The 26,670-nt window shown below is 40.1% G+C and carries 23 protein-coding genes; 18 read left to right on the top strand and 5 right to left on the bottom strand.

Annotated elements, in window-relative coordinates; all coding sequences use genetic code 11:
• The first annotated feature begins 53 nt into the window (after window positions 1-53).
• The 4 genes from opp3C to AZE41_RS14220 all read left to right on the top strand — a co-directional run bounded on the left by opp3C (window position 54) and on the right by AZE41_RS14220 (window position 4,709).
• Entirely contained in the window at window positions 54-1,055 is a 1,002-nt protein-coding gene (gene opp3C, locus AZE41_RS14235; RefSeq protein ID WP_067213991.1) for an oligopeptide ABC transporter permease, read from the top strand.
• A 14-nt stretch (window positions 1,056-1,069) separates the two neighbouring features.
• Complete coding sequence (locus AZE41_RS14230; RefSeq protein WP_067210677.1) at window positions 1,070-2,089, top strand: ABC transporter ATP-binding protein; 1,020 nt, start codon at window positions 1,070-1,072, stop codon at window positions 2,087-2,089.
• A gap of 5 nt (window positions 2,090-2,094) precedes the next feature.
• Entirely contained in the window at window positions 2,095-3,108 is a 1,014-nt protein-coding gene (locus tag AZE41_RS14225; RefSeq protein WP_067213990.1) for an ABC transporter ATP-binding protein, read from the top strand.
• A gap of 305 nt (window positions 3,109-3,413) precedes the next feature.
• Window positions 3,414-4,709 carry a serine hydrolase domain-containing protein gene (locus AZE41_RS14220; protein ID WP_067213989.1) on the top strand — a complete coding sequence of 432 codons (1,296 nt, stop codon included), beginning with the start codon at window positions 3,414-3,416 and terminating at the stop codon, window positions 4,707-4,709.
• Between the two features lie 608 nt (window positions 4,710-5,317).
• Here the strand turns inward: AZE41_RS14220 and nagE are convergent.
• From nagE to AZE41_RS14200, 4 genes are all read right to left on the bottom strand, one after another.
• Complete coding sequence (gene nagE, locus AZE41_RS14215; RefSeq protein ID WP_067210675.1) at window positions 5,318-6,778, bottom strand: N-acetylglucosamine-specific PTS transporter subunit IIBC; 1,461 nt, start codon at window positions 6,776-6,778, stop codon at window positions 5,318-5,320.
• A 75-nt stretch (window positions 6,779-6,853) separates the two neighbouring features.
• Entirely contained in the window at window positions 6,854-7,672 is an 819-nt protein-coding gene (locus AZE41_RS14210; protein ID WP_067210673.1) for a PRD domain-containing protein, read from the bottom strand.
• Window positions 7,673-7,712: 40 nt separating this feature from the next.
• Window positions 7,713-8,195: a PTS sugar transporter subunit IIA gene (locus tag AZE41_RS14205; RefSeq protein ID WP_067210670.1), complete on the bottom strand. Its 483-nt coding sequence runs from the start codon at window positions 8,193-8,195 to the stop codon at window positions 7,713-7,715.
• A gap of 293 nt (window positions 8,196-8,488) precedes the next feature.
• Window positions 8,489-8,752 (bottom strand): YqhV family protein, encoded by a 264-nt coding sequence (locus tag AZE41_RS14200; protein ID WP_067213988.1) that lies wholly within the window; start codon window positions 8,750-8,752, stop codon window positions 8,489-8,491.
• A 476-nt stretch (window positions 8,753-9,228) separates the two neighbouring features.
• Here AZE41_RS14200 and AZE41_RS14195 point away from each other — a divergent pair, with 476 nt between their 5' ends.
• The 10 genes from AZE41_RS14195 to AZE41_RS14155 all read left to right on the top strand — a co-directional run bounded on the left by AZE41_RS14195 (window position 9,229) and on the right by AZE41_RS14155 (window position 20,387).
• The gene (locus AZE41_RS14195; RefSeq protein ID WP_067210668.1) at window positions 9,229-10,875 is read left to right on the top strand and encodes a glycerol-3-phosphate dehydrogenase/oxidase; all 1,647 of its coding nucleotides are present in this window, start codon (window positions 9,229-9,231) and stop codon (window positions 10,873-10,875) included.
• A gap of 46 nt (window positions 10,876-10,921) precedes the next feature.
• A complete protein-coding gene (locus AZE41_RS14190; protein WP_067210665.1) occupies window positions 10,922-11,482 on the top strand; it encodes a glycerol-3-phosphate responsive antiterminator in 561 nt (186 codons plus the stop codon).
• Between the two features lie 157 nt (window positions 11,483-11,639).
• Complete coding sequence (locus tag AZE41_RS14185) at window positions 11,640-12,464, top strand: MIP/aquaporin family protein (protein WP_067210663.1); 825 nt, start codon at window positions 11,640-11,642, stop codon at window positions 12,462-12,464.
• 54 nt (window positions 12,465-12,518) lie between these two features.
• The gene (glpK, locus tag AZE41_RS14180; RefSeq protein WP_067210660.1) at window positions 12,519-14,012 is read left to right on the top strand and encodes a glycerol kinase GlpK; all 1,494 of its coding nucleotides are present in this window, start codon (window positions 12,519-12,521) and stop codon (window positions 14,010-14,012) included.
• Window positions 14,013-14,140: 128 nt separating this feature from the next.
• Window positions 14,141-15,574, top strand: coding sequence for a 4-hydroxyphenylacetate 3-monooxygenase, oxygenase component (hpaB, locus tag AZE41_RS14175; RefSeq protein ID WP_067210658.1), 1,434 nt, complete (start codon window positions 14,141-14,143; stop codon window positions 15,572-15,574).
• 353 nt (window positions 15,575-15,927) lie between these two features.
• Complete coding sequence (locus AZE41_RS23555) at window positions 15,928-16,206, top strand: DUF1697 domain-containing protein (protein WP_335339502.1); 279 nt, start codon at window positions 15,928-15,930, stop codon at window positions 16,204-16,206.
• 93 nt (window positions 16,207-16,299) lie between these two features.
• Window positions 16,300-16,488, top strand: coding sequence for a hypothetical protein (locus AZE41_RS23550; RefSeq protein ID WP_335339501.1), 189 nt, complete (start codon window positions 16,300-16,302; stop codon window positions 16,486-16,488).
• A 222-nt stretch (window positions 16,489-16,710) separates the two neighbouring features.
• Window positions 16,711-17,145 carry a YugN family protein gene (locus AZE41_RS14165; RefSeq protein ID WP_067210656.1) on the top strand — a complete coding sequence of 145 codons (435 nt, stop codon included), beginning with the start codon at window positions 16,711-16,713 and terminating at the stop codon, window positions 17,143-17,145.
• Window positions 17,146-17,418: 273 nt separating this feature from the next.
• On the top strand, window positions 17,419-18,552 hold the full coding sequence (gene cax / locus AZE41_RS14160) for a calcium/proton exchanger (RefSeq protein ID WP_197485321.1): 1,134 nt from the start codon (window positions 17,419-17,421) through the stop codon (window positions 18,550-18,552).
• A gap of 161 nt (window positions 18,553-18,713) precedes the next feature.
• Complete coding sequence (locus AZE41_RS14155; protein ID WP_067210653.1) at window positions 18,714-20,387, top strand: ribonuclease J; 1,674 nt, start codon at window positions 18,714-18,716, stop codon at window positions 20,385-20,387.
• Between the two features lie 125 nt (window positions 20,388-20,512).
• Here AZE41_RS14155 and AZE41_RS14150 read toward each other — a convergent pair whose 3' ends face one another.
• On the bottom strand, window positions 20,513-21,445 hold the full coding sequence (locus tag AZE41_RS14150; RefSeq protein ID WP_067210650.1) for an MBL fold metallo-hydrolase: 933 nt from the start codon (window positions 21,443-21,445) through the stop codon (window positions 20,513-20,515).
• 352 nt (window positions 21,446-21,797) lie between these two features.
• Between AZE41_RS14150 and AZE41_RS14145 the strand changes: the two genes are divergently transcribed.
• The 4 genes from AZE41_RS14145 to AZE41_RS14130 all read left to right on the top strand — a co-directional run bounded on the left by AZE41_RS14145 (window position 21,798) and on the right by AZE41_RS14130 (window position 26,658).
• Window positions 21,798-22,565: a formate/nitrite transporter family protein gene (locus tag AZE41_RS14145; protein WP_067210647.1), complete on the top strand. Its 768-nt coding sequence runs from the start codon at window positions 21,798-21,800 to the stop codon at window positions 22,563-22,565.
• Window positions 22,566-22,955: 390 nt separating this feature from the next.
• Window positions 22,956-23,453, top strand: coding sequence for a DinB family protein (locus AZE41_RS14140; RefSeq protein ID WP_067210644.1), 498 nt, complete (start codon window positions 22,956-22,958; stop codon window positions 23,451-23,453).
• Window positions 23,454-24,608: 1,155 nt separating this feature from the next.
• Window positions 24,609-26,039: an NAD-dependent succinate-semialdehyde dehydrogenase gene (locus AZE41_RS14135; RefSeq protein WP_067210641.1), complete on the top strand. Its 1,431-nt coding sequence runs from the start codon at window positions 24,609-24,611 to the stop codon at window positions 26,037-26,039.
• A 193-nt stretch (window positions 26,040-26,232) separates the two neighbouring features.
• Window positions 26,233-26,658: a hypothetical protein gene (locus AZE41_RS14130; protein WP_231885679.1), complete on the top strand. Its 426-nt coding sequence runs from the start codon at window positions 26,233-26,235 to the stop codon at window positions 26,656-26,658.
• The last annotated feature ends 12 nt before the right edge of the window (window positions 26,659-26,670 follow it).

Genomic DNA, 26,670 nt, shown 5'->3' with positions numbered 1-26,670 from the left:
ACAAAATCGAAAAAGATTCGTCCATTCAAAGCAAATCTACGGATAACTTTAAAATGAATACAGATGGAATTACAGCTGATCTATTCGTGCCCGCTCCGCTGGATCCAATGGAACTGGAAGATATCAATTCGCCATCTGTCTCATTTTGGCAGGAGGCATTCCACCGATTATTTAAGAACAAGGGAGCAGTTATTTCACTGGTTTTACTCGTATTGCTAATCATTTTGGCTCTAATAGGTCCCTTAATGAATGAGCATACGTATCGAAGTCAAAACTTGGTTCACTCTAATCTACCTGCAAAAGTCCCTGGACTCGGGTGGCTTGGTTTTGATGGAACAGATATAAAAGGTGTAGATGTTTATGAAAAAAGAAATATAGAAGCAAATTACTGGTTCGGGACAGATGAATTTGGCCGGGATTTATGGACAAGGGTATGGAAAGGAACGCAAATTTCACTCTTCATTGCGCTTGTTGCTGCGGCTTTAGATTTAGTTATTGGTGTCGTTTATGGCGGTATCTCCTCCTTCTACGGAGGCAGAGTAGATAATGTTATGCAACGAATAATTGAAGTATTAATGGGAATACCGAATTTGATTATCATTATCTTATTCATACTCATTCTTGAACCGGGTATTACGTCCATTATTTTAGCGATGGTGATAACCGGGTGGGTAGGAATGGCACGTGTTGTACGCGGACAAATTTTGCAATTGAAAAGTCAAGAATTTGTCCTAGCCTCCCAAACGCTCGGTGCATCAAATTCTAGATTGATTTGGAGGCATTTATTGCCAAACGTAATGGGGCCGATTATCGTTACCATCATGTTTACAATTCCTACAGCCATATTCTTCGAAGCCTTTTTAAGTTTCATAGGCTTAGGATTGCAGGCGCCACAAGCATCGCTTGGTGTGTTAATTGAAGATGGCTATAAATCTATGAGGTATTTCGCATACAAGCTACTATTCCCAGCACTTGTAATAAGTACGATTATGATTTGCTTCAATCTACTCGCTGATGGATTACGTGATGCGTTAGATCCGAAAATGAGAAAATAGGGAGTGGGTCTTTAATGAATGAAGAAATATTGTCAGTCAATAACTTACACATTTCCTTCCAGACCCAAACAGGTGCGGTTAAGGCGGTAAGAGGTGTGAATTTCAAGTTAAACAAAGGTGAAACGTTGGCGATTGTTGGTGAATCAGGTTCAGGGAAATCTGTTACCGCAAAATCAATTATGCGTCTTTTACCAAAGCATAATACATTAATTCCACAAGGGGACATCACTTACGAGAGGCGGGATCTTTTAAAACTATCGTTAAGTGATATGCAGAAGGTAAGAGGCTCAGAAATATCAATGGTGTTCCAAGATCCAATGACTTCCTTGAATCCGACGATGAAAATTGGGAAACAAATTATGGAGGGCCTCATAAAACATCAGAAGATGACAAAAAAAGAGGCCAAACAAAGAGCATTTCAAATGCTTAAAATGGTCGGTATACCGAATGCTGAAGAACGCCTAGATGGATATCCGCATCAGTTTTCAGGTGGAATGAGGCAGCGTGTTGTCATAGCAATGGCGCTTGCTTGTAATCCCAAAGTATTAATAGCTGACGAGCCGACAACAGCTCTCGATGTAACAATTCAAGCGCAAATCCTGCGGTTGATGAAGGACTTGCAAGAAAAAATGGATACGGCAATTGTTTTAATTACGCATGATCTTGGCGTTGTCGCAAACATGGCTAATCGAGTTGCTGTCATGTATGCGGGTGAAATCGTGGAGCAAGGGACGCTAGATGAAATTTTTTATAAACCACAACACCCGTATACGTTAGGACTTCTTCATTCCATGCCTAACTTGAATGCCAGTCGATCCGAGCCACTTATTCCTATTCCGGGTTCACCGCCAGACTTAGCAACACTTGGTACAGGCTGTCCATTTGCTGCCCGTTGTCCGTATACGATGAAGGTCTGTCATAACTTCCATCCAGAAACGACGCAGCTTGGTGAAAGTCACTCAGTTTCATGTTGGCTGCAAGATGTGCGAACGCCGGCCGAACATGTCCCGGAAAAAGTTAGGAGTGTAAAATAATGAATATGAATGAAGATTTATTAGTCGTTACAGAATTGAAAAAACATTTCAAGCTTAATAAGAATAGTACATTAAAAGCCGTTGATGGAATTAGTTTTACGATAAAAAGAGGGGAGACGCTGGGTCTTGTTGGTGAGTCAGGATGTGGGAAATCGACAGTCGGGAGAACCATTACTCAAATTTATGAGCCTTCGAGTGGCCAAATTCTTTTTGCTAATGAAGTAGTCCATTCAAAACGCGGTAAACAAGAGCAAAAAAAGAAGAAGCGCAATATGCAAATGATTTTCCAAGATCCCTATTCTTCATTGAATCCGCGTATGACTGTTATGGAAATCATTTCAGAGGGGCTAGTCATTCATTCAGCCGAGTTATCATTGAAAGAACGAGAAGTAAAAGTGAATGAGCTGTTAGAGCTCGTGGGCTTGAACAAAAAACATTCGCAAAGGTATCCTCATGAATTCAGCGGAGGGCAAAGGCAGCGTATCGGTATTGCACGTGCATTGGCCGTTGAGCCAGAATTTATTGTCGCAGATGAACCAATCGCTGCACTGGATGTATCGATACAGGCCCAAATCGTCAACTTATTGAAGAAACTCCAAAAAGAAAAAGAGCTTACTTTTTTATTCATTGCGCATGATTTATCAATGGTGAAATACATAAGCGACCGAATTGCAGTTATGTATTTAGGGAAAATTGTGGAGTTAACGGAAAGTGAAACGCTTTATGAGAAACCATTGCATCCTTATACTGAGGCTCTACTTTCAGCTATCCCATTGCCCGATCCGAACCTGGAGCGCTCTAGAAAACAAATTGTCCTGAAAGGTGACGTCCCTAGTCCAATCGACATTCCAAGTGGATGTAGGTTCCGGACGAGATGTCCGAAAGCGATGAAAGTTTGTGCGGAGCTTGAACCGGCGTTTATGGAAGTAGAGAAGGGCCACTATGTCGCCTGTCATTTGCACGATGAAAAAGTAATGTCCCGACAAGATGCAGTTCCAATTAATGTAGAGTTGTCCTGATTAGCAGGGGCAACTTTTTTGTTTGCTAAAGATCGTTTAAGATAACGTTATCTACTAGCATAATCCCTATAAATGTAATATCTATAATTAATTAAGCGAAGGCGCCTTAAAAGGGGTAGCCGAAGCCCTAAGACTGGCAGCAAAGCTGCTTGGCTTATGGCGGGAGGCATCCCCGAGCGCCGCAGCGGATTCAATGGTGTTCCAGATTTCAACCTATACAGTCTTATTATTAACACAATCATTTCCTGTCTAATACTACCTATCTACTTAATAACAATAAACTTACGAAGGGATTGATACAATTGATGCAGTGGGAACAATTTGAAAAGTTTATAGTGGAAGTAATGGAAAAGGAACAAATACCGGGTGTTGCAGTTGCACTTTCGAAAAACGGACAATCCATTTATGAGCGAGGATTTGGGACAAGGAATTTTGAAACGAATGAGCCGGTCACCCCAGAAACGATTTTCGGAATCGCATCAATCACAAAATCATTTACCGCACTTGCTATTATGAAACTGGCAGAAGAAGGACGTTTACAAGTTGAAGACGCGGTGATCGAGCATCTTCCTGAATTTCAATTAGTCGATTATGCCGATATGGAGGATATAAAAATACGTCATCTCCTTTCTCACACAACAGGTCTTGCAACAATGGAGCGAAAGGAACAACTCACGAAATTCGATGAACATCTTCATTATTTAAACGAAAAAGCATGGAGCTGGGTAGGGAAGCCTGGGGAATATATGTGCTATAACAATGATATGTTTCTCTTACTGGGCGCAATTATTGAAAAAATAACTGGCGAAAATTATCAGGCATATATCAATAATCAAATTATAAACCCCTTACAAATGACCAGAACGACATATAATCTTCTTGGATTACAGAGTTTTGAAAATGTCACAACACCATATGTGCTGGAGGATGGTAAGCCGGTAGCATGTCCGTGGCCGACGTTAGGAAATTATGCCGTTGGGGGTGGTATTCGGTCGACGGTAGTTGATTTGTTGAAATACGGAAACATCTATGTGGATGTACTTGAAAGGAATATTGTCAGTAGGGCGTATACTTCACAAATGGCACAACCCGTTCATCAAACGAATGGCAAGAGTTTTTATGGGTTTGCCCTTCAAACGACTCCAAATTACTCAGCGGTTACATTAGTCGAACATGGCGGAGGCCAGCCGGGTGTATCTTCTAATTTCGGTTTCATTCCAGAAAAGGGAATTGTTGCTGTCGTTTTAGCGAATATGAGCGGTGTAAGTGCCGACGCAATTTGGCTTGCGGCTGTGAATACTGCATTAGGTATCCCAATCGACCAAAAGAGAAACACAGAGCCTGAATTTGAAATGACTAAAGAACAAAAACAGCGTGTACTAGGGACATATATATCAGCTGAAGGGTCCCAAGTTGATATTTCATTAGAAGATCAAACCGTCATGGCAACAATTGATAATAAAACCTACACACTTCGCGCAAGTAACGAGACAACACTAATAATTATGCCGCTCGAGAAGCCGATTCGGTTCTTTATTGATGAAAAGAATGAAGCATGGGCACTATTTATTGGGCTAAGAATGCTAGTAAAGAGTAGGTAGTAATCACGAGTATGTATATAGTGAAATATTCCATCAAACACGCATCAGCTACCTCTTGTAAGGCGCATACGCTCAATTTATACAGGTATTCATAAGTATATATGTTGAATTAAAAAATACTATTGAATCTGTTGTGGCGCTCAATAATGAGAGAGGTGTAATTCGGGGTGTGGATTGTAGAACGCTTGGCGCTTTGGGGATGCCTCTCGCCCTAAGCCTGGATTGGCGCTTCGCATCCAGTCTCACGGCTTCGGCTACCCCTTTGCCGCGCCTACGCTAGCGTTGTTCATTATTGAAGAGAGTTATGATTCGGAGTGTATATGCCGAGATTATAATGTGATTATTTTTTGAAAGTGATTTAGTTCAAGAAGGACGCACTAGAGATTGCAGGTCTCATTCCGATAACGAAAAGCTCTTTCTCACATAGTCCATCCACAAAGCGGCGAAGCGGTATTGGTAGGAGTTTTAGTATTAGAACTTTTCAGCGGCCTCCCAAAACCCTTTGTAAAGCGCATATGCCGTATTCATTTGTTCGACATATATAGTTGTTTTTAAAATGCAAAAAGACCAGGTCTGCAGAGACCTGGTCCATTCATAATCGCATGTTATCATTTGCGGATTTTTTCGATTTCATCCGCAACGAATTGTACATTTGTGCCAACAATAACTTGAATACTTTGTGGCCCTACCACGTTTATCCCTGGTACGCCTGTATCTTTAATTTTCTTTTGGTTGACCGCATTCATATCTTTTACTTCTACACGTAAGCGTGTTGCACAGTAGTCAACGGAAGTTACGTTAGCGTCTCCGCCTAAGCCATCAAAAATCGTAGCGGCCATGCCTGAGAATTTATTACCTGTTGTAGTACTTGCTACTCCGTCTACATCCTCATCTGCTACATCCTCATCGTCTTCTCTACCTGGTGTTTTTAAGTTGAATTTCACGATTAAGAAACGGAATAGGAAGTAGTAAATGACTGCAAAGACTAAACCTTGAACGATTAACATATAGGGTTGGTTAGCAAGTGGTAATCTGAAACTCAAGACTAAATCGACAAAACCAGCACTAAATCCAAATCCTGCTGTCCAGTGGAAAGTAGCGGCAATAAACAACGATAAACCTGTTAACGCAGCATGCACAACATAAAGAGCTGGTGCCAAGAACATAAATGCAAATTCAAGTGGTTCTGTAACACCTGTAAAGAATGCAGCGAAACCTGCTGCTAACATCAAAGATGCTGCTTGTTTTTTTCTTTTTGTTTTAGCTGTATGATACATTGCAAGTGCTGCAGCGGGTAGCCCAAACATCATAATTGGGAAGAAACCTGCCTGATACATACCGGTAACACCCTTCGTGCCTGTTCCAGCCCAGAAGTTACCAATGTCATTAATACCAGCAACATCAAACCAAAATACGGAGTTCAATGCATGGTGTAATCCGGTAGGGATCAATAGTCGGTTAAAGAAGCCGTATAATCCTGCACCAGTAGCACCTAATCCACTAATACCTTCACCAAAACTAACTAAAGCTGTGTATACAATAGGCCAGATAAAGAATAATGCTGCTGAAGCGACTAACATAGCGGCAGCTGTCATAATGGGAACTAAGCGTTTTCCACTAAAGAAGGCAAGTGCATCCGGTAACTGTACATGACTAAAACGATTGTACATAATGGATGCGATAATTCCAGACAATATCCCGATAAATTGGTTTTCAATTTTTTCAAATGCAGGATTTACATTAGCAATATCCGTGCTAAGTAACATAGCTACCGAATCTGTTGATAGCAATGTCGTAGTTACGAGGAAAGCGACCAAACCACTTAACGCGGCAGAGCCATCCTTATCTTTGGACATACCCAGTGCTACCCCGACTGCGAAAAGAATAGACATATTTTGGCTGTCGAGAATCGAAGACCCGGCTTTGATTAAGAAGGCAGCTAATACGTTTCCTGAACCCCAACCATCATGGTCAATCCAATACCCGATCCCCATTAAAATTGCCGCAGCAGGTAATACAGCTACAGGTAACATCAAAGAACGGCCAAGCTTTTGAAGGTATTTCATCATGTTAAACTCACCCCTATTCATAGTTTTTAGATAGTTTGTTCGGAAGAATATATATGATGACGACTCATGTTGACTTTATTGCTTTCTTAATCGTTCAATATGAAGTGCGATATAGCCCAACTCTTGTTCATGCAGCTCGACTGCATGTAACACAACTAATTCCTTTGCAACCTCGGTTGCACAATTATATGAAAGAGGAAACTTCTTTTTAATCATGACCAACATTTCCTCATCCATCGTGTGAAGCCCATACTGATTCATTCTTGTTAGGGTGGAGCGAAGATGCGTAATTAGGCGATGATAAGAAATATCGTCCTCTTCAATCGTGATCATTAAGTGTTCCTTGATTGTTTGGACCATGTCTCTAATAATCGCCGTTTGTCTTAGGGTTTGATGCAAATCACCTCCTTGCGGTTTCATGGTATGGATATGAAGTGCAATATAAGCGGCTTCATCCTCAGGCATGTCCACTTGACATCTTTCTTTTATATGTTGGATTGCCCAAAGCCCAATTTCAAATTCTCTTCTATAAAGTATTTTTATTTCATGCAATAACTTATTATTTAGATGAATACCATCTCTAATTCTTTCGATTGCAAATGACAGATGATCAGTAAGGACGATGTGAATATGCTCGTTTAATTTCGTGCCCATATACGCCTCTGCGTATGTAATAATTTCTTCTGAGATGGTGAAATGCTCTTCTGGAATTCGACTTAGAAGCTGCTGTAACTTGTCATTCTCCCTCATAACAAATAACTTTTCGATTTTTTCGACATTCACAATGTCGTTGCGTTTCTTATTAAAAGCAATCCCGGTGCCAACAGCAATCTTCTCATGCTGGCCATCTAGTACGACGACAGCGTTATTATTGAGAATCTTTGTTATTTTCATCGAAAGTCACCGCCTTCTTTTCACTGGATATACTCATGCATTACTTAGTGGAAATTGTCATTAACACTGTTTCTCCCATGATGCCTTCTTTTGCAACTTCGCACTTTACATTCCGTTCCGCACTATTTGTAATCACGATGGGTGTTATAATGCTTTTTGCATGTTCGCTAATATAATCCCAATCTACTTCAATAAGTGATTGACCGACCGAAACTGCGTCACCTGCTTTGACTAATACTGTAAAACCATTTCCTTTTAATGAAACCGTTTCCAATCCGATGTGAATAAGAATTTCTGTCCCATCACTTGAACGGAGGCCAATGGCGTGCTTTGTATCGGATACTAAGATGACAGTTCCATCTATAGGAGCATGAATACTACCTTTCTTTGGCATGATAGCGACTCCTTCGCCCAACATTTTTTGGCTAAAGACTGGGTCCGGAACTTGGTCAAGTGGGATTATTTCTCCATTAATAGGTGCGAATATCTGTAATTTACTCTTCTTGAATAATTTTGATAGCATGTCTGTGGACTCCTTTATTGTCGGTGATGTAGGGCTCGTATCCCTCGATTTATATTGTGCAATCACAACGAGCAAACAAGAAAAGGCATGGGGTAAAAAAGAAGATTTTAAAAAAACCTTCTAAGTTTACCACCATGCCTGATCGAGTCAGTAACATGTGATCCGCTATTAAACTTCTATTCGGATAATAACATTTAATTTATTATAATGCAATAGAAAAATAAACTTTTTTTTACAAGGCTGCAAGCTTATAGTTCTATCGGTTTATTCACCGAAGACGCCTTATGCTTTTCTTATTTAGATTTTAAGCTGATGAGGATGAGTAAAATTCCGCCAAAGAGACAAATCATCCTTACGAATGAAATTTTTTCAGTTAGTCCAACCAATGCTATTCCTGTCGTAATAATTAAAATACATGGACCTACTAAGGCCAGTAGGGTGTTGATATAAAAGGCTTTTTCTAAATCATTAAACTTAAACATAAACATTGCTGCTGTAATATCAATACTTCCAGATAAAATTCTCAATAAAATTATGAAAATAAGTGCTTTTTCCATCAATGAATAAGACGCCTCCACCCTTTGTTATCCAGCTATATTAGCCTGCCCCTAATCGTAGTTACTAAAGTGTATGTTTGCTTTCCTTCTATTAGTAGAGAAATATGAAAAGCTCTTAGATGGATCCTTCTATAATATGTTGAATAAATGAATACCTATATTTACCGATCGAAGGTGCCTTACAAGGGGGAGCCGTAGCGAATTCAATGGGATTCTTTATCTCACTCCGTTTGAAATAATGTTTCGGAATTAAATTGTTTTTTATAGATAAGTGAAGAAAAATGAACCCGGGTAGAGTGTTATTCGACGAAACAAACTATTATGTAATTCATTGGATATATGATAAAATAGATGTAAGTTAATATATTGGGTTTGAGCTAATGAGAGACCTCAGGGAATGGTTGCGTATCGCAACTTATTTCTTGAGGTCTCTTTTTCACTTATAAAATATCATAATTTAGAAGGAGACGAGATAAATGACAAACTTTTCATCATTAGAACGGGAAGAGACATTAGACAAATTAGCAACAGAGGAATTTGATTTACTCATAATCGGAGGGGGAATTTCAGGAGCTGGAATCGCTTTAGATGCTACGGCACGTGGGTTGAAAACAGCGCTTGTCGAAATGCAAGACTTTGCTTCTGGCACTTCAAGCCGCTCGACAAAACTTGTCCATGGCGGATTACGTTATTTAAAACAATTTCAAATCAAAGAAGTAGCGGAACTTGGAAAAGAGCGGGCAATCGTCTATGAAAATGGACCACATGTCACGACTCCAGAATGGATGGTCCTTCCTTTTCATAAAGGAGGAACGTTTGGCAAATACTCGACTTCCTTTGGTTTGAAAGTATATGACTTTCTCGCAGGCGTTAAGAAAGCTGAAAGAAGAAGGATGTTAACAAAAGAAGAAACCCTTCAGAAAGCACCGCTTGTGAAACAAGAAGGATTATTAGGCGGCGGCATTTACGTCGAATACCGCACTGATGATGCTCGCCTGACAATTGAAGTTATGAAAGCAGCTGCTGAAAAAGGCGCAACCTTAGCAAACTATGCAAAAGCAGAAACCTTTATTTATAAACAAGAAAAAATTGCCGGTGTGCAAGTGTTAGATACATTAACAAATAAAAAAGTTGTTATTAAGGCGAAAAAAGTTGTCAATGCGGCTGGACCTTGGGTAGATGATGTGAAGGGGATCGAAGGCGAGGCTACAACAAAAGGAAAACACTTAATTTTATCAAAAGGTGTGCATCTTGTATTCGATCAAAAAGACTTTCCGTTGCACCAAGCAGTTTATTTTGACACACCCGATAAACGTATGATTTTTGCAGTGCCTCGCGATGGAAAAGCTTATGTGGGAACAACGGATACATTCTATGAAGGAGATCCGAAAGTGATGCAAATTACTGAAGAGGATCGCTCGTATATCTTAAATTCGATTCATTATATGTTCCCTAGTCTTAAATTGACAGCGGAAAACGTAGAGTCGAGTTGGGCAGGTGTCAGACCACTCATCCATGAGGAGGGCAAAGGTCCGTCGGAAGTATCGAGAAAAGATGAGATTTGGGAATCGGAGAAAGGTCTCATTACAATTGCAGGTGGGAAATTGACCGGCTATCGTAAAATGGCGGAAACTGTGGTGGATAAAATAGTTGATCAACTTAGTCATGAAGAAATTCGTCATTTTAATAAATGTGTGACGAAGAATTTGCCAATCTCAGGTGGTGATATTGGTGGTTCATCAAATATGAATCGATTTATGGCCCAGGCGATTGAAAAAGGTCAATTAGCTGGATTTACGGAACGACAAAGCCGACACTTGGCAACACTATATGGCACCAATGTTGACCAAGTATTTGCGATTCCCTTTGAAGCAAACACAGCAATTCCACGTATTCTTTATGTGAAATTACGCTATGCAATTGAATCCGAAATGGTTGCCAAACCAACTGATTTCTTTGTTCGGAGAACTGGGGATATGTTCTTCAATATTGACAACGTTAAAGCTGGGAAAAAAGACGTGCTAGATGAAATGGCATTCATTTTCGAGTGGACAGATGCAGAGCGTCAGCAATACGAAAAAGAACTGGCTGATGAGCTGACAATTGCAACAACAGTGTTGTAACATGCTATATTGGAGACAGGAAGCATGAAAGGAGGCAGTGCAAAAGATGCCTTTTCACGATCAAAAGATATTGCCCGCTGCGCGAAGCTTAAAGCAGTTTGAACAGTTGCTAAAAAGCCCATTTGAATACATTGTTCTTTTAGAAGTGCATGTTGGCAATCTTAAAACGCTCAAAACAGAAGCAGAGAAATATGGGAAAAAAGTAATCATCCATGCCGATTTGATTCAAGGATTGAAAACGGATAATTTTGCTGCCGATTTTCTATGCAATGACATTAGACCAGCTGGCATTATTTCGACGAGGTCCAATATGATCATGAAAGCGAAAGCCAAAGGAATTATCGCTATTCAACGCATGTTTCTCTTAGATACAATCGCTTTGGAAAAAAGTTATTCCTTGATTGATCAGACAGTTCCTGACTATATTGAAATGTTGCCGGGGGTAATACCAGAACTCATTAGCGAAGTGTATGATAGAACAGGAATTCCAATTATTAATGGAGGCTTGATTCGGACAAAAAAACATGTCCAAGATGCATTGGATGCGGGTGCTGTCGCAGTAACAACATCAGACCATGAGCTGTGGGATTCATTCATCAAAGATTGACAGTCTTTTTTAATAAGAATATACTAATAGCAAGTCAATAGTAAGTGGTTGAGCTAAGGAGTCCACGTTTGAACCCTACGTAATGTAGGTGTTTAAACGTGGGCTTTTTCATGTCTAAAATCAACCACTACAAAATAGAAACGAAGGTGGATTAAAAATGACACCCTTTATAGCAGAGCTAGTTGGGACAATGATTTTAATTATTTTCGGTGCTGGAGTCGTCGGTGGTGTTTTGATGAAGAAGTCGAAAGCCCAAGACTCTGGTTGGATTGTAATCACAATTGGATGGGGACTCGCCGTTGCAATGGGGGTATATGCAGTTGGTGGTGTCAGCGGTGCACACTTGAATCCCGCGGTGACCCTCGGAATGGCTTCCATTGGTGAATTCCCATGGGCTGATGTCCCCATGTATATGCTAGCTCAAATACTTGGAGCGATTTGTGGAGCAATCATTGTTTATTTCCATTACTTGCCTCACTGGAAGGAAACTGAAGACGAAGCGGCGAAGTTATCTGTATTCGCTACAATTCCGGCAATACGTCATCCACTCTCCAATTTAACGAGTGAAATAATTGGTACGTTCATTTTACTGCTGGGTTTACTAGCAATCGGTGCAAATGAGTTTACGGAAGGCCTGAATCCACTAATTGTAGGTGCGTTGATTGTTGCCATTGGGGTCTCATTGGGTGGAACAACTGGCTATGCCATTAACCCAGCCCGTGATCTAGGCCCGCGTATAGCCCATTTCTTTTTGCCGATTCCTGAGAAAGGGAAGTCGGATTGGAGTTACGCATGGATACCTGTCGTAGGTCCGTTATTGGGCGGAACATTTGGTGCGCTGTTTTATCAACAAGTGTTTGAAGGTGTTACTAGCATTGCATTTTGGATTGTTGGTAGTATTGTGTTAGCGGTATTGTTAGGTGCACAGTATTCATTAAGAAAAGAGTCAGCACAAGACGCAAAACAAAGTGTTACAGAATAGCTAAGAAGATTCATACATTATGTAATAAAAACTCACTATATGGGGGACTAAATAATGACTAAAAAATATATAATGGCTCTTGACCAAGGCACAACAAGTTCGCGGGCAATTCTATTCGATAAAAGCGGTAAGATTTTACATACAGTCCAACAGGAATTCACTCAATACTTTCCTCAATCTGGATGGGTCGAACATAATGCAGACGAAATCTGGAGCTCCGTTTTAGCTGTTATTGCAGGTGTATTGTCAGAAAAGAATATTGCAGCTGAACAAATCGAAGGCATTGGCATAACAAATCAGCGCGAAACAACAGTTATATGGGATAAAAATACAGGAAAACCAATTTACAATGCCATTGTTTGGCAATCACGTCAAACTGCTGAAATATGCGACGATCTGAAAGAGAGCGGTTACAATGATCTGTTTCGAGATAAAACTGGCTTACTTATCGATGCTTATTTCTCAGGCACAAAAGTGAAATGGATTTTGGACAACGTACAAGGGGCAAGAGAAAAAGCGGAGCGTGGAGATCTTCTATTTGGAACAATTGACACATGGATTGTATGGAAATTATCTGGCGGGAAAAGGCATGTAACCGACTATTCCAATGCTTCGAGAACACTTATGTACAATATTCACGAATTAAAATGGGATGAGGAATTGCTCTCTATCTTAGACGTCCCTGCGTCAATGCTACCAGAGGTCCGTCCCTCTTCTGAGATTTATGCGCATACGGAAAAAAGTCACTTCTTTGGTCATGCTGCTCCGATTGCTGGAATCGCCGGTGATCAACAAGCCGCATTGTTCGGGCAAGCTTGTTTTGAAAGTGGGATGGTAAAAAACACATATGGAACTGGTTGCTTCATGTTAATGAATACGGGGGATAAAGCAGTCAAGTCAGATCATGGTCTATTGACAACCCTTGCGTGGGGAATCGACGGAAAAGTAGAGTATGCACTTGAAGGTAGTATTTTCGTTGCAGGATCTGCCATTCAGTGGTTGCGTGATGGACTTAGAATGTTCCGTAATTCATCTGAAAGTGAAGAATACGCTAAACGCGTTGAATCGACAGAAGGCGTTTACGTTGTGCCAGCATTTGTCGGCCTTGGAACACCTTACTGGGATAGCGATGTAAGAGGTGCCATTTTCGGATTGACACGTGGTACAGAGAAAGAACATCTTATTCGTGCAACATTGGAATCACTTGCATATCAAACAAAGGATGTACTTGATGCAATGGAAGCAGATTCTGGAATCTCTTTAAAAACGTTACGTGTAGACGGCGGCGCAGTTGAAAACGATTTCCTTATGCAATTTCAGGCAGACTTATTAAATGTACCTGTCGAGCGTCCACTGATTAGTGAAACAACTGCACTAGGAGCCGCTTACTTAGCAGGTCTTGCCGTTGGTTTTTGGACGGATCGCTCAGAAATCTCGGCTCATTGGAATCTAGACCGACCTTTCGAACCGAAAATGGAGCAGCAACAACGCGAAGACTTATACGCTGGGTGGCAAAAAGCAGTCAAAGCCGCTATCGCTTTTAAGTAAGATTTGCTGATAATACGCATGGGCATAGATATGACCTTGTAACAACCGAAAGAACATAATAATAGTATACAACTAAAGAAATAGATGGATGCTAAAACAATCCGCTACTATTAGTTAGGGGTGTGTCTATGCCAGCGATTACAGGAAACGATTATCTTGAACGAATTGATCGGCTACAAACGAATGTATGGATAGATGGTAAACTTGTAACGGACAATATTTCTAAACATCCTGCATTCAAAGGTGTCATGGAAAGCCAGGCAGCGCTATATGATTTGCAATATGATGCGACATGTAAAGACGTCATGACCTATCCATCGCCATCAACTGGAGATTCAATAGGTCTGTCTTATTTACAGCCGAAATCAAAAGAGGATTTAGTTAAAAGGCGGGCAATGGTTCAACAGTGGGCTAAATCGAACAATGGTATGATGGGAAGAAGTCCAGACTATATGAATACTGTGTTAATGGCTCTTGCATCGTCTGTGGGTTTATTGGAAGGAAAAGAAAATTGTTTCCCGGAAAACATACTTGCGTTCTATGAATATGCACGTGAAAATGATTTGTCCATGACACATACATTTATTGACCCACAAGTAAACCGGGGGCAATTCTATTTTGAAGATTCAGATGAGCCGATTGCTGCCAAAGTGATGGATAGAAACGAAGCGGGAATCATTATAAAAGGTGCGCGGTTGCTGGCGACACAGGGCGGCATAACGGATGAAATCATGGTGATTTCAGCGGGTGGGGTTGATGATAAAGCGTATGGATTTGCGTTTTCTATCCCTAGTAATAGTCATGGTCTAAAGTTTGTCTGCAGAGAATCATTTGTTGGGGGCGACTCCACATTTAACTATCCATTAAGTTCGCGGTATGAGGAAATGGATACGATCGTTGTTTTCGACAATGTATTGGTCCCATGGGAGCGCGTGTTTTACTATGACAACATAGAAGTATCGAACAGTTTCGTGGCTTTGAGTTCGTTCTTACCATTTACATTGCATCAAGTTGTTTCTAGACAAATTGTCAAAACGGAATTTGTATTGGGAATAGTTCAGTCAATCATCGAGACCATTAATATCGGTGAATATCAGCATGTTCAAGAAAAGGCTTCTGAAATTATTGTAGCTTTAGAAACAATGAAGGCATTGGTAATGAAATCAGAAATTGAAGCTGAAATCGATGAATGGGGATTTATGCGACCCAATCGAACAACGCTGCAAATCGCGATTAATATATTTCCACGGGTTTACCCGAGATTTACTGAAATCATTCAGCTTTTAGGTGCAAGTGGATTGATGTCCATTCCAACAGAAAAAGCTTTTCAATCAAGTGTTAGAAAAGATTTAGATCAATATTTGCAGGCTAAATCCAAAAATGCAGAGGATCGCGTCAAAATATTTCGTTTAGCATGGGATTTAACGATGAGCTCTTTTGGTACTCGCGAAACGTTATATGAACGATTTTTCTTTGGCGATCCTATTAAACTTTCATGTGAATTATATCGTTCCTATGATAAGAAACCATATGTGAAGCGAGTGAATGATATATTGGGATAAATATTCAATGGAAATTGATTGGCTCTTTTTTAGGAGACAATCAATTTTTTTATGGAGAAAAAGGGCATGGCGAGCATAAACTCGTGTGTGGCGGTCATAATGTGCTTCAAGACGGTCATAAAGCCATTCATGGCGATCATAACTCCACTCAAGACGGTCATAACCCATCTCATGGTAATGATATCCTTTAACACGCAAAAAATGCGCAGCGTGACTTAATCGAAACCGTATTGTAATGAGACGCTAGAGGAATTAGGCTAAATGAGTGGAATTTACTAATAGATTGGTTAGAGAAGATAGACACCTTTTGTTTGAATGAATTGTTGTTACTAATAGAAAGGCGGGATATTGGGATGAGAATTAATATTGCATTACTACGCGGCATTAACGTGGGTGGGCATAATAAAATAAAAATGGTAGAACTACGACAGCTATTTGAAATGCTGGGCTTTAGCCGGGTGCAGACCTATATTCAAAGTGGTAACGTTTTGTTCGAATCAGATGAAAGTGAGCAATCCCTAATCAAGTGTATTCAAGGGGAGATTGAGAAGGTCTTCGGATTTTCGATCAATGTTGTAATCAGAACGGCTGCAGAGTTGGAATGGATTACTAAGAATTGTCCGTTTACTTAGGAAGCAGTAGCAGAAGCAAAACTTACTTCAGAAGGAGAAAGCCTTTACGTTTCTTTATTGCAGGACAAACCTTCACAAGAAGGAATCGATCGATTGGCCACTTATAAAAGTGACAATGATGAGTATTTGATCGAAGGGCGGGAAGTCTATCTGTTGTTCCAGCGTGGTGTTCGAAACGCTAAGCTTGCGAATAATTTACAAAGACTAGAGGTTCCTTCAACGATGCGGAATTGGAAAACAATCAACAAGCTCTCAATGTTAGCGAAAGAAATGGAGAATTAACGTTCTGAAATGGGGACATTATAGGAAATGCCTCGTAATCAATCAAATAGTCGAACGGTTTGGAAATAATTTAACACACTATGAATTTGATGCGGATAGGGAAGGGAATAAAGAGACTGCTTGCTACATTTTTTCTTTTGTTGTCCTTGTAAATGTTGGTAGTATTTTTCCGCCTTCTTTTGTGAATGCTGTTTATAGAGCAATTTACAAGGAGGAAAAACAATGTTGAAATTACAAACTGAGCTTGATGGGCAAAGGGCTTCATTTGGTGTTGTGAGTGATTGTATTCAAGGGCTCGGCTATCACTTAGGTGGAAACTGGGATTATCATAAAGGATGTTTTGACCATATTTTATGCCGCGAAGGCGGTGAAACTATTTATGTGCGAATTCCATTTTTCGTAACGGACGGAGAACTTGATGAATATAATGCTTCCATAGAATTTGAAACACCTTATGTGATTAAGCATGTCGTGCATGTTGGTCTAGATAGTGATGAAAGTTCATTGTTAAATGCAACTGGTTTTAGCCAATTCCAAAAACCGATTGATCCAGATGGGAAAATCGTTGATAAAAATAGGTGGATTCATGCAGGTGAAGTTGCCGTAAAAGAACTTATAGATTGTTTGCATGCTCAAGAGCACCTAAAATCAAGTTAATGGAAATGTCATGATATATAGGTTGAAATAAAACCCCCCCATTGAATTCGCTTGGGGATTCCTCCCGTCATAAGCCAAGTCAACAGAAGTGATAGTAGAAAATAGTTAGTTGTTAAAAATTGGATTAAAAAATCCAGGATTGACGTCGGGTGCATGAAATTAGTTGGTAAACAATTTACAAATGCATAAGAAAAACTAAGAACCAACCGAGAGTAATCCGGTTGGTTTTTTTAACTATCATTGTATTCCGATATGGCTGCATCAAAATAAGTTATGAACACATTTTTAAGTTTGTTTTATCTTCATAAGGGAAAGATAGGGAGAAGATTTCAATTATCCCAAGAGGTGATTCTGTTGAATCGGTTATTTGCCATCCTTGTTATCACCGGTGTCCCACTCGTGATTGCTGGTGCATTCCTAAATTGGTCGGACATCTTGATGTTCATCCTTTGCTGTATAAGCATCATAGGGCTTTCAGGATACATAGGCCGGGCTACAGAAAGCCTTGCTATCGTTAGTGGACCAAGGATTGGTGGGTTGTTGAATGCGACATTTGGCAACGCAGTCGAACTCATCATTTCCATTTTTACATTGAAGGCAGGAATGGTGGGCATCGTCTTGGCTTCGCTCACAGGCTCTGTACTTGGGAATCTGTTGCTTGTGCTCGGGCTTTCCTTCTTCGCGGGGGGCATCAAATTCAAACGTCAAAATTTCAGTCTCCATGATGCACAATACAATTCGGGATTGCTGATTTTTGCTGTCATCGTGGCATTTGTCATCCCTGAGATTTTCTCCATGTCAATGGATACACAAACGACATTTAACTTGAGTATCGGCATATCTGTTGTACTAATTACACTTTATCTTGCAGGGCTGTTTTTCAAACTCGTCACTCATCGAGGTGTCTTCGCCTCTTCTGATAAGGTAGTGGAGGAGCAGGAAACGCCGGAATGGACAAAGCGCAAGTCGATTCTTGTACTATTTTTAGCAACGCTAACGGTTGCTTTCGTATCAGAGCAGTTGGTTCATACATTTGAAATGCTTGGTGAAAAGTTTGGTTGGACCGAATTGTTCATTGGTGTCATTATCGTTGCTATTGTTGGAAATGCGGCGGAACATGTGTCCGCAATCACAATGGCGGTCAAGAATAAGATGGATGTAGCTGTGGAAATTGCAGTAGGTTCCACGTTGCAGGTCGCCATGTTCGTTGCGCCAATCCTCGTACTCATTTCACTAACAATGTCGGAACCAATGGCACTTGTTTTCACTGTGCCAGAGCTAGTGGCGATGGTATCCGCAACATTCCTTGTCATTACTCTGTGCAGTGATGGTGAATCAAATTGGTTCGAGGGTCTAATCCTCTTCTCCGCTTATCTGATTATGGCAATCGGTTTTTATTTACTTTAATGTCTGCAGATAGTTGGAAGAGGTAGCTCTAAAAAGAGTGACAGTCGAACTTATCATCAGCCAAACTGCTACTCGAATGTTCTCTTAAGAACCTTAAGTCATAAAAGAATTTTTTACGGGCATACTTTGAGTACTATTTCAAAAGTAGGAGGCTATTAAATTTGATTAAAACTGAAAATAAATTATCAGTTTTTGCACTAGGTGGTATTAATGAAATTGGGAAAAATATGTATGTCCTACAATATGAAGACGATATCGTTGTGATTGACTGTGGTGCTAAGTTTCCAGATGAAAGTTTATTAGGAATTGATTTGATTATCCAGGATATTTCATACTTACAGGAAAATAAGGATAAGATTCGGGCGTTAGTTATCACTCATGGACATGAAGATCATATTGGAGGCATTCCGTACGTATTAAAGCAATTAAATATGCCGATTTATGCGACACGATTAACGCTAGGTTTAATTGGGCTTAAGTTAAAAGAACACGGACTTTTTAGGCAAACTGAGTTAGTTCTGATTGATTCTGATTCGGATTTGGAGTTTGGAACAGTGAAAGTAACATTTTTCAAAACAAACCACAGCATTCCTGATTGTTTAGGCGTTGTATTTCATACGCCAGAGGGGGCAGTTGTGCATACTGGTGATTTCAAATTCGATTTAACGCCTGTCAATAATGACTATCCGGATATTCATAAAATGGCTAAAATCGGCAGTGATGGTGTGTTGCTATTGTTATCAGAAAGTACCAATGCGGAACGTCCTGGTTTTAATCCGTCTGAAATACTTGTAGGAGGGCATATTGAAGAAGCATTCCGCAAAGCCCGTCGGAAAGTATTTATTTCTACATTTGCTTCTAACGTTCATCGTGTACAGCAAGTAGTAGATGCCGCGCAAAAAACGAACCGTAAGCTTGCATTACTTGGCCGAAGTATGGTGAATGTAGTAGCGGTTGCTTCAGAACTCGGGTATTTGACTATCCCTGAAGGAATGTTAATTGATAAAAATGAAGTTAGAGGAATGGATCCGGAGAAGGTTGTTATTCTTTGCACGGGAAGTCAAGGAGAACCTATGGCGGCTCTGTCACGTCTATCCAGTTCAAACTTCCGTGAGGTAGAAGTCCACCCTGATGATACGGTTATTTTTGCTTCATCGCCAATTCCTGGAAATGAAAAAAGTGTATCACGTATTATTGATAATTTATATCTTTTGGGAGCCAAGGTGATCTATGGATCGGGGACTGTAACGGGTATGCATGTTTCAGGACATGCCTGTCAGGAAGAATTGAAATTAATGCTAACCTTAATGAAGCCGAAGTATTTCATTCCCATTCATGGTGAGTTTAGAATGCTTTATCAGCATCGTTTATTAGCAGAATCCGTAGGTGTGGAAAGAGAAAATATTTTCGTTATTAACAATGGTGATGTTGTCGATATTAACAACCGCGTTGCCCGCCAAACACGAAAAGTCCAATCGGGGAACATTTTCGTAGATGGATTGGGCATTGGTGATGTTGGAAACATCGTGTTACGTGACCGTAAATTGCTTTCTGAGGAGGGCATGCTCGTTATTGTTTTAACGCTAAGTAAAACAGATGGACAGCTAATTTCCGATCCGGATACAATTTCACGCGGATTCGTCTATAGGAATGATTCACAAGCACTATTGAATGAAGTGAATCAGTTAGTCATTACGACCATTAACAACTCGCGAGGCGAAAGTGGAAACCAACGAATTAATCTCAGACAACACATAAAAAAATCGGTTGAAACACTTTTATATACGCGGACAAAAAGAAGGCCGATGATTCTTCCAGTCATTATTGAAATTTAACTTGATTTAGCAGAATTCAACCACTTCTACTGAATAACCAACATCCTGTTGACCCAAGTCTCCGGCGTTGTGGCCCATTAAAAGAGCGAACCCCTTGAAAGTATAGGGAGTTCGCTCTTTTTAGCTCAAGTAGTTGGAGTCTCCATCTGAATAGTTTCCCCAAGTTTCAAAACAGTTAACTTCTTGCCATCTAACTTTCTTTTCTCCCATTCAGCTTGTAATCTATCAAGTGCTTCTTTAGGTGTATCGTCGGCTAACCTATAAGCGCCGTAATGCATCGGAATCATCACTTTCGACTGTGTATTGATGAAGGCTTTGACAGCATCTTCAGGGTTTACGTGTTGAGCAGCCATGAACCATTCCGGCTCATATGCGCCAATCGGCATCAAGCAATAATCAATGGCATACTTTTCTCCGATAGTGTGAAAGCCTTCGAAATAGCCGCTGTCTCCTACGAAATAGAGTGTTTGATTTGGATTTTGGATAATCCATCCCCCCCAATGAGAGTGATTTGTATCCGTCGGCGTTCTTTTTGACCAGTGCTGAGCTGGAACAAAGGAAATCGTTAATCCGCTTATTTGTTGCTCATCCCACCAGTTAAATTCCACAGTTTTGTTGAATCCTTTTCTTTTAAACCAGTTACCAAGTCCAATTGGCACAAAAAAAGTTGGATCACCTTTTAGTTTTTTAATAGAACCATAGCTCAGGTGATCGTAATGGCTATGTGAAATTAGGACCATATCGATTGGCGGTAATTCCTTAATTGGCAGTCCTGGTGGTGTCAGCCGTTTATCTGTGCCAAGACGATTTGCCCAAACTGGATCTGTTAGGATGTTTAGTCCATTTAGTTGGATTAAAAATGTGGAATGGCCAATCCAAGTGATTGTTGGAATCGTCCGGTTTGATTGCAAGAACGCTGTTTCCGTTTTATCTACTAGTGGCACTTGGAATGATAAATCTTTCAGTTTGCCTTTTCTTTCTTTGCGCCACTGTAGTAAATCTTTAAACGTGGCAAGTGATGCATTCCTATCCGTATTTTCATAGCGTGTTTTTTTCATAAATAGACACCTCAAATGATTTTAAGTTCCCCTTAATGATAGGACAATGGGTTTAGGACTATGCCTAGTATACATGACAATCATACACTTGAATTACGAAAAGGTCTGTTGGCGTTACCCAGTGCCATGACTGTTATCTTAGTAGGAGGTTTAGTTTACCGGGTGTATTGTCTGAATGACGAAAAACCAACCCCATATCTCGGATTGGTCGTTGTATTATCATCCGTTTTCCGTCGGAAGTACCGTATATCTGTGTTTAGTAGTATAGTCGTTAGAGATAGAATATATACTTGGGTAAAAAAAGATACTAGGCATCCAAAAAGTCATGCTAATGGTAGTTGGAGGGAAAAAAATGAAAGCAACAATCGCTGTGTTGGGTGATACAGCCATTTCGAAAGTGAATCAATTACATACGAGTAAAAGTAGATACCTAACATTGACAATGATGGCTGGGGTTTTCGTTGGATTTGGAATTATACTTATTTTTACGATTGGTGGTTTGTTAGGACCAACTGATTTTGCAGGAACGAAAATTATTATGGGCGTTACATTTGGGATTGCGTTAAGTTTAGTGTTAATGGCAGGGGCAGACCTTTTCACAAGTAATAATATGATCATGACGATTGGTATATTGACGAAGAAAACGACTTGGTATGAAACCATACAAATTTGGACATTCAGCTATGTTGGCAACTTTGCAGGCTCTATTCTCGTTGCGGCACTTTTTGTCTATTCGGGACTGGCCATAGGTGGGACAGCGGACTATATCAATTCAGCGGCAAGCGCCAAGATGAATACGCCATTTGTAGAGTTGCTTATGCGTGGAATTCTGTGTAATATACTCGTTTGTCTGGCTGTTTGGTGCGCATTTAAACTTAAGGATGAAACAGCAAAATTGATTATGATTTTTTGGTGCTTATTTGCTTTTATCACTTCGGGGTTTGAACATAGTATCGCAAATATGACCTTGCTTTCCCTCTCGTTGATGATCCCTCACCCGGACACTGTTTCATTGGCCGGGATGACGGCAAACTTAGTACCAGTAACAATTGGCAATATAATTGGTGGAGCTGTGTTCGTTGGGGCGGCATACTGGTTCGCGAATTCTGAAAAGAATTAGGGAACTTTTCATCGATAACGAGAGGAATACTTTTTAAAGATTGAGTGTATTCGAGTAGTCGATGTCCTAGTATTTAACCCGCATTAACGGGCTGTAAGGACCCCCCTCTGATTGAAGATTAACTTTATCTGGATAATTACTAAAAAAATGAATTGAATAATCCCTCATTTTAAACGACACAAAAATGTCTTTAGCAAAAGTGTTTTTCACTAAATCACTTGCGAAAAAAGAGAAAAGCTTCTATTGTAGGTAGGGAAACAAAAAGATGACTAAATCAGTTCCTACACTATCAAATAGGCGTACACATTAACTGTACTATCATGTGAAACGTACCACTTGCAAACAACAACTACGGAAAAGATTTCTGAGGTTATCAAAGGAGATATTTAAATGATTTTAGGAAAAAATACTATCATCCGAAAAGAGTTATTTAAAGCAATTGAAGGGTTAACGGATGAACAATTCAATAAAATACCTTCAAATGGCGGATGGTCTCCGAAACAAATATTTGAACACCTTGTACGTATGGAGACAGTCATTGCGACAAATATAGCCAAAGAACTAACAAATCCTGATAGCCCGAAATCGATGAAGAAACCAATTGCACTTTCCACGATTCGTTTCATAAAAGTGGAAGCTCCAGGCTATACTGCACCAACGAAAGAGTACAAATCAAAAATAGAGATGAAAAATGCACTCTATGATTCGCGCCTCTTTTTATTAGATGTATATGAATCAAGTACAAAGGACGTACTTCGTGAAAAATCATTCAAACACCCAATTTTTGGGCAAGTGCCACTGATTCAGTGGTTTCCTTTTGTTGGATTGCATGAAAAACGCCACTTAAAACAATTGAAGAAAACGATTGTAATGGACTATAAATTATAACAATCTAATTGAGTACGATGACTTTTGATAAGGTAATAGATTAACCTTATAATACAACTATATAATTTTCAGCGAAGGCGTCTACTGGGGTAGCTGAAGCAATAAGACTGAGAGTGATTTTCTGTCTGGCTTATTGTGGGAGGTATCCCCTAGCGCAGAGCGTTGTTGGTAGGATTCTTTATTACAACATATATAATAGGTAGCAGCACTTCTGTTGATTACCCAGTTTTTTGCATAAAATACTGGTGAGTCGGGTTTGATGACCTACATTTTCACTGCACTATTTTCGGACGGCTTTCGACAAACTATTCATGATTGATTTACTGAAAGAGTGTTGCGAATAGTTGCCTATCGCGTTCCTACACTATTCAAGTGAAAAATGCAGTTGCTTTGAAAGAAATGAGTAGATGACTTTCTACAGAGAGTGTAAGTGCCCGAAGATACAATTTCGAGCACTCTAGCACTTTGTACAATGTGTTCCTTGCTTACTTTTAGTAAAGATTATGCATCAAATTCATGTGATGTCTTATAGAAAGCATCAGCCGCCAAAATTGCATCTTTGGCGGCTTATTTCCAGTTAAGAAGACAGCTATTCTTTCGTCAAAAAAAGTTTCAGCACTACGAGTACTTATGCATTTAGAGCGCGATGGATGAAGGACCACCATACGATTACCGAAAAAACTGTGTAGGGATGCGACAAGGTCGCATCCCTACACAGCCAGACATCCCGGTAACTGTATAGAAGTCATTCAATCCGGAGCACTCGAAAATTCAACTATACAAGTAGCGCCTAGTAGGAAATTATGTTATTCACTGTTTACTTTAGGTTAATCAACAGATGTGGGCTAGTAGCCATTTATAAAGACGAGATTTTGCTTTACAATCTCTTGTCTTTGTAAGTGGCTCTTTTTAGTTGGATTGATTCTATTTCCATCAGGGGCATTTTTACTGTGGGGCTGCTCTTAATTCGAAAAAACACTATTAGTTTGACTTTTAAGAATCATCAAACTAGGATGGGCTAGTAGGTAGTGATGTGGAACTGCGAAGTCCCATGAAGAGATGAAGCAAGAAATAAAGCGTATACTTAGGGAATAAATAGGGTAGTAAAGAAATAGATAGGTTTATTGAATAAATAGAGAGTGGAGGTAATAGGAAATGAAACATCATTTAATGTATATAAACGGTGAATGGCTTGGGGGAGATCTAGAAAAATTAAATGTTATCAATCCAGCTAATGGTCAAATCGTAGGTAGTGTGCCAATTGGTGGGGAAGAAGAAGCACACGTGGCTATTGACGCTGCTTATGATGCATTTCAAACGTGGTCACAAACGACAGCTTATGAGCGTGCGAACTATTTGAAAAGGCTCTATGAACTGATGATAGAACATCGTGATGATTTGGCTCAAACGATGACGATGGAAATGGGAAAACCAATTAATGAATCCATAGGAGAAGTGACAAGCGCCGCTGCTTTTCTAGAATGGTTTGCTGAGGAAGGCAAGCGCGTTTACGGTGAAATCTTGCCTACACATACGACGAGCAAACGTTTGCAAGTGTGGAAAAAACCAGTTGGTGTTGTAGCCGCTATCACTCCATGGAATTTCCCAGCTGCCATGTTAGCGAGGAAAATGGGGCCGGCTTTAGCGGCGGGGTGTACCATTGTTATTAAACCTTCAAGTGAAAGTCCGCTGACTGCCATTAAAATGATAGAGTTATGTGAAAAGGCTGGGTTCCCTAAAGGTGTCATTAACTTGGTGACTGGATCTTCAAGCAAAATAGGGAAAGCAATCATGGAAAATGAAAAAATTCGAAAAGTTACCTTTACTGGATCTACCGAAGTCGGTAAAATTTTAATCGAACAAAGTGCTCATCAGGTAAAACGATTATCACTCGAACTCGGTGGTCATGCGCCTTTGATTGTATTAAATGACGCCAATGTAGATCTAGCAGTGAAAGGTACGATTGCGTCAGCATTCAGGAATGCTGGACAAACATGCGTTTGTGCTAATCGTATTTATGTACAGTCAGGTATTCATGACGAGTTTGTAGAAAAGTTTTCTGAAGCAGTTAGCCAGTTGAAAGTAGGAAATGGTACAGATGTAAATGTAGATATTGGACCATTAGTAAATCGCGCAAGTCTTGAGAAGGTGTCGCATCATGTTGAGGATGCACTGTCTAAAGGCGCTACCCTTATGACAGGAGGCAAGCTAATTACAAAAGATGGGGGGACTTTCTATGCCCCTACAGTCCTTAGTAACGCGGATCCGTCCATGGTTATTATGAAAGAAGAAACATTTGGACCTGTGGCTCCTATTCAGAAAGTGGAAACAATAGAAGAAGCAATCGTATTAGCAAATGATACACCATACGGTTTGGCTGCTTATGTATTTACGGATAGCGTTGCTATAGGGACACGTTTAATCGAACAACTTAACTTTGGTATTGTGGGTTGGAATGATGGAACACCTTCTGCAGTACAAGCTCCCTTCGGTGGTATGAAAGAAAGCGGAGTTGGACGTGAAGGCGGACGTGAAGGGATTGAAGCCTTCTTAGAGTCGCAGTATGTTTCAATTGCGATTATTTAACTACAATCGTATTGGGATGTTTTCACTATCATGCGATGAAGTGATATCCTTTGGTTGATAAATGACTAACAAACAATTCATCAGAATAAATCGGTGCCAAGCACCAACGCAATTTTAAATTGTGTTGGTGCTTGGCATTTTTTTGATTCTTTTACTCCCCGTTTTCATACAATGTCGTGAGGAGGGAATCCGTTTGTCGGCATGGATTTGGAGCTTGTTAATTTTTCAATTTCTACTTGCTGGTGTCACTTATCAGTTTTTATACAGGCGAAGAAAGTTGATAGATTTTCATCTGGGCATGAATATCGCCATGGTAGCGGGCGGAGGACTGGCTCTTGGAACGGGCGTCCTCTTGATTTATGAATTCCCGGTCTATTATATGGAAGTGACCGTAGTAGCTGCTTTGACAGGGATGCTGGTGGGAAGTTTGTTCGGAGGAATTTTTGACAATCAAACGTTGCTCACCGGATATATTAGCGGGCTTATGACGGGAATGATGGCACCGATGATTGGAGCTGCTGCGTCATATAGTATTCCGTTTGCCATCATGATGGAATTATTCGTCTTGTGCTCATTTATGATGTTGTTTAAAGCGACAAAGTCTTCTCGAAAAACATAAGGAGAGGCATAC

It is taken from the genome of Sporosarcina psychrophila, assembly GCF_001590685.1.
In the GTDB taxonomy this organism is placed as follows: Bacteria; Bacillota; Bacilli; order Bacillales_A; family Planococcaceae; genus Sporosarcina; species Sporosarcina psychrophila.
This window is presented reverse-complemented; position numbering and strand designations above follow the sequence as displayed.

What these genes read in the sequence shown, in the direction of transcription:
- opp3C (WP_067213991.1), top strand. Translation starts at nt 54, where the DNA reads ATGAATACAGATGGAATTACAGCTGATCTATTCGTGCCCGCTCCGCTG.
- AZE41_RS14230 (WP_067210677.1), top strand. Translation starts at nt 1,070, where the DNA reads ATGAATGAAGAAATATTGTCAGTCAATAACTTACACATTTCCTTCCAG.
- AZE41_RS14225 (WP_067213990.1), top strand. Translation starts at nt 2,095, where the DNA reads ATGAATGAAGATTTATTAGTCGTTACAGAATTGAAAAAACATTTCAAG.
- AZE41_RS14220 (WP_067213989.1), top strand. Translation starts at nt 3,414, where the DNA reads ATGCAGTGGGAACAATTTGAAAAGTTTATAGTGGAAGTAATGGAAAAG.
- nagE (WP_067210675.1), bottom strand. Translation starts at nt 6,778, where the DNA reads ATGATGAAATACCTTCAAAAGCTTGGCCGTTCTTTGATGTTACCTGTA.
- AZE41_RS14210 (WP_067210673.1), bottom strand. Translation starts at nt 7,672, where the DNA reads ATGAAAATAACAAAGATTCTCAATAATAACGCTGTCGTCGTACTAGAT.
- AZE41_RS14205 (WP_067210670.1), bottom strand. Translation starts at nt 8,195, where the DNA reads ATGCTATCAAAATTATTCAAGAAGAGTAAATTACAGATATTCGCACCT.
- AZE41_RS14200 (WP_067213988.1), bottom strand. Translation starts at nt 8,752, where the DNA reads ATGGAAAAAGCACTTATTTTCATAATTTTATTGAGAATTTTATCTGGA.
- AZE41_RS14195 (WP_067210668.1), top strand. Translation starts at nt 9,229, where the DNA reads ATGACAAACTTTTCATCATTAGAACGGGAAGAGACATTAGACAAATTA.
- AZE41_RS14190 (WP_067210665.1), top strand. Translation starts at nt 10,922, where the DNA reads ATGCCTTTTCACGATCAAAAGATATTGCCCGCTGCGCGAAGCTTAAAG.
- AZE41_RS14185 (WP_067210663.1), top strand. Translation starts at nt 11,640, where the DNA reads ATGACACCCTTTATAGCAGAGCTAGTTGGGACAATGATTTTAATTATT.
- glpK (WP_067210660.1), top strand. Translation starts at nt 12,519, where the DNA reads ATGACTAAAAAATATATAATGGCTCTTGACCAAGGCACAACAAGTTCG.
- hpaB (WP_067210658.1), top strand. Translation starts at nt 14,141, where the DNA reads ATGCCAGCGATTACAGGAAACGATTATCTTGAACGAATTGATCGGCTA.
- AZE41_RS23555 (WP_335339502.1), top strand. Translation starts at nt 15,928, where the DNA reads ATGAGAATTAATATTGCATTACTACGCGGCATTAACGTGGGTGGGCAT.
- AZE41_RS14165 (WP_067210656.1), top strand. Translation starts at nt 16,711, where the DNA reads ATGTTGAAATTACAAACTGAGCTTGATGGGCAAAGGGCTTCATTTGGT.
- cax (WP_197485321.1), top strand. Translation starts at nt 17,419, where the DNA reads ATGAACACATTTTTAAGTTTGTTTTATCTTCATAAGGGAAAGATAGGG.
- AZE41_RS14150 (WP_067210650.1), bottom strand. Translation starts at nt 21,445, where the DNA reads ATGAAAAAAACACGCTATGAAAATACGGATAGGAATGCATCACTTGCC.
- AZE41_RS14145 (WP_067210647.1), top strand. Translation starts at nt 21,798, where the DNA reads ATGAAAGCAACAATCGCTGTGTTGGGTGATACAGCCATTTCGAAAGTG.
- AZE41_RS14140 (WP_067210644.1), top strand. Translation starts at nt 22,956, where the DNA reads ATGATTTTAGGAAAAAATACTATCATCCGAAAAGAGTTATTTAAAGCA.
- AZE41_RS14135 (WP_067210641.1), top strand. Translation starts at nt 24,609, where the DNA reads ATGAAACATCATTTAATGTATATAAACGGTGAATGGCTTGGGGGAGAT.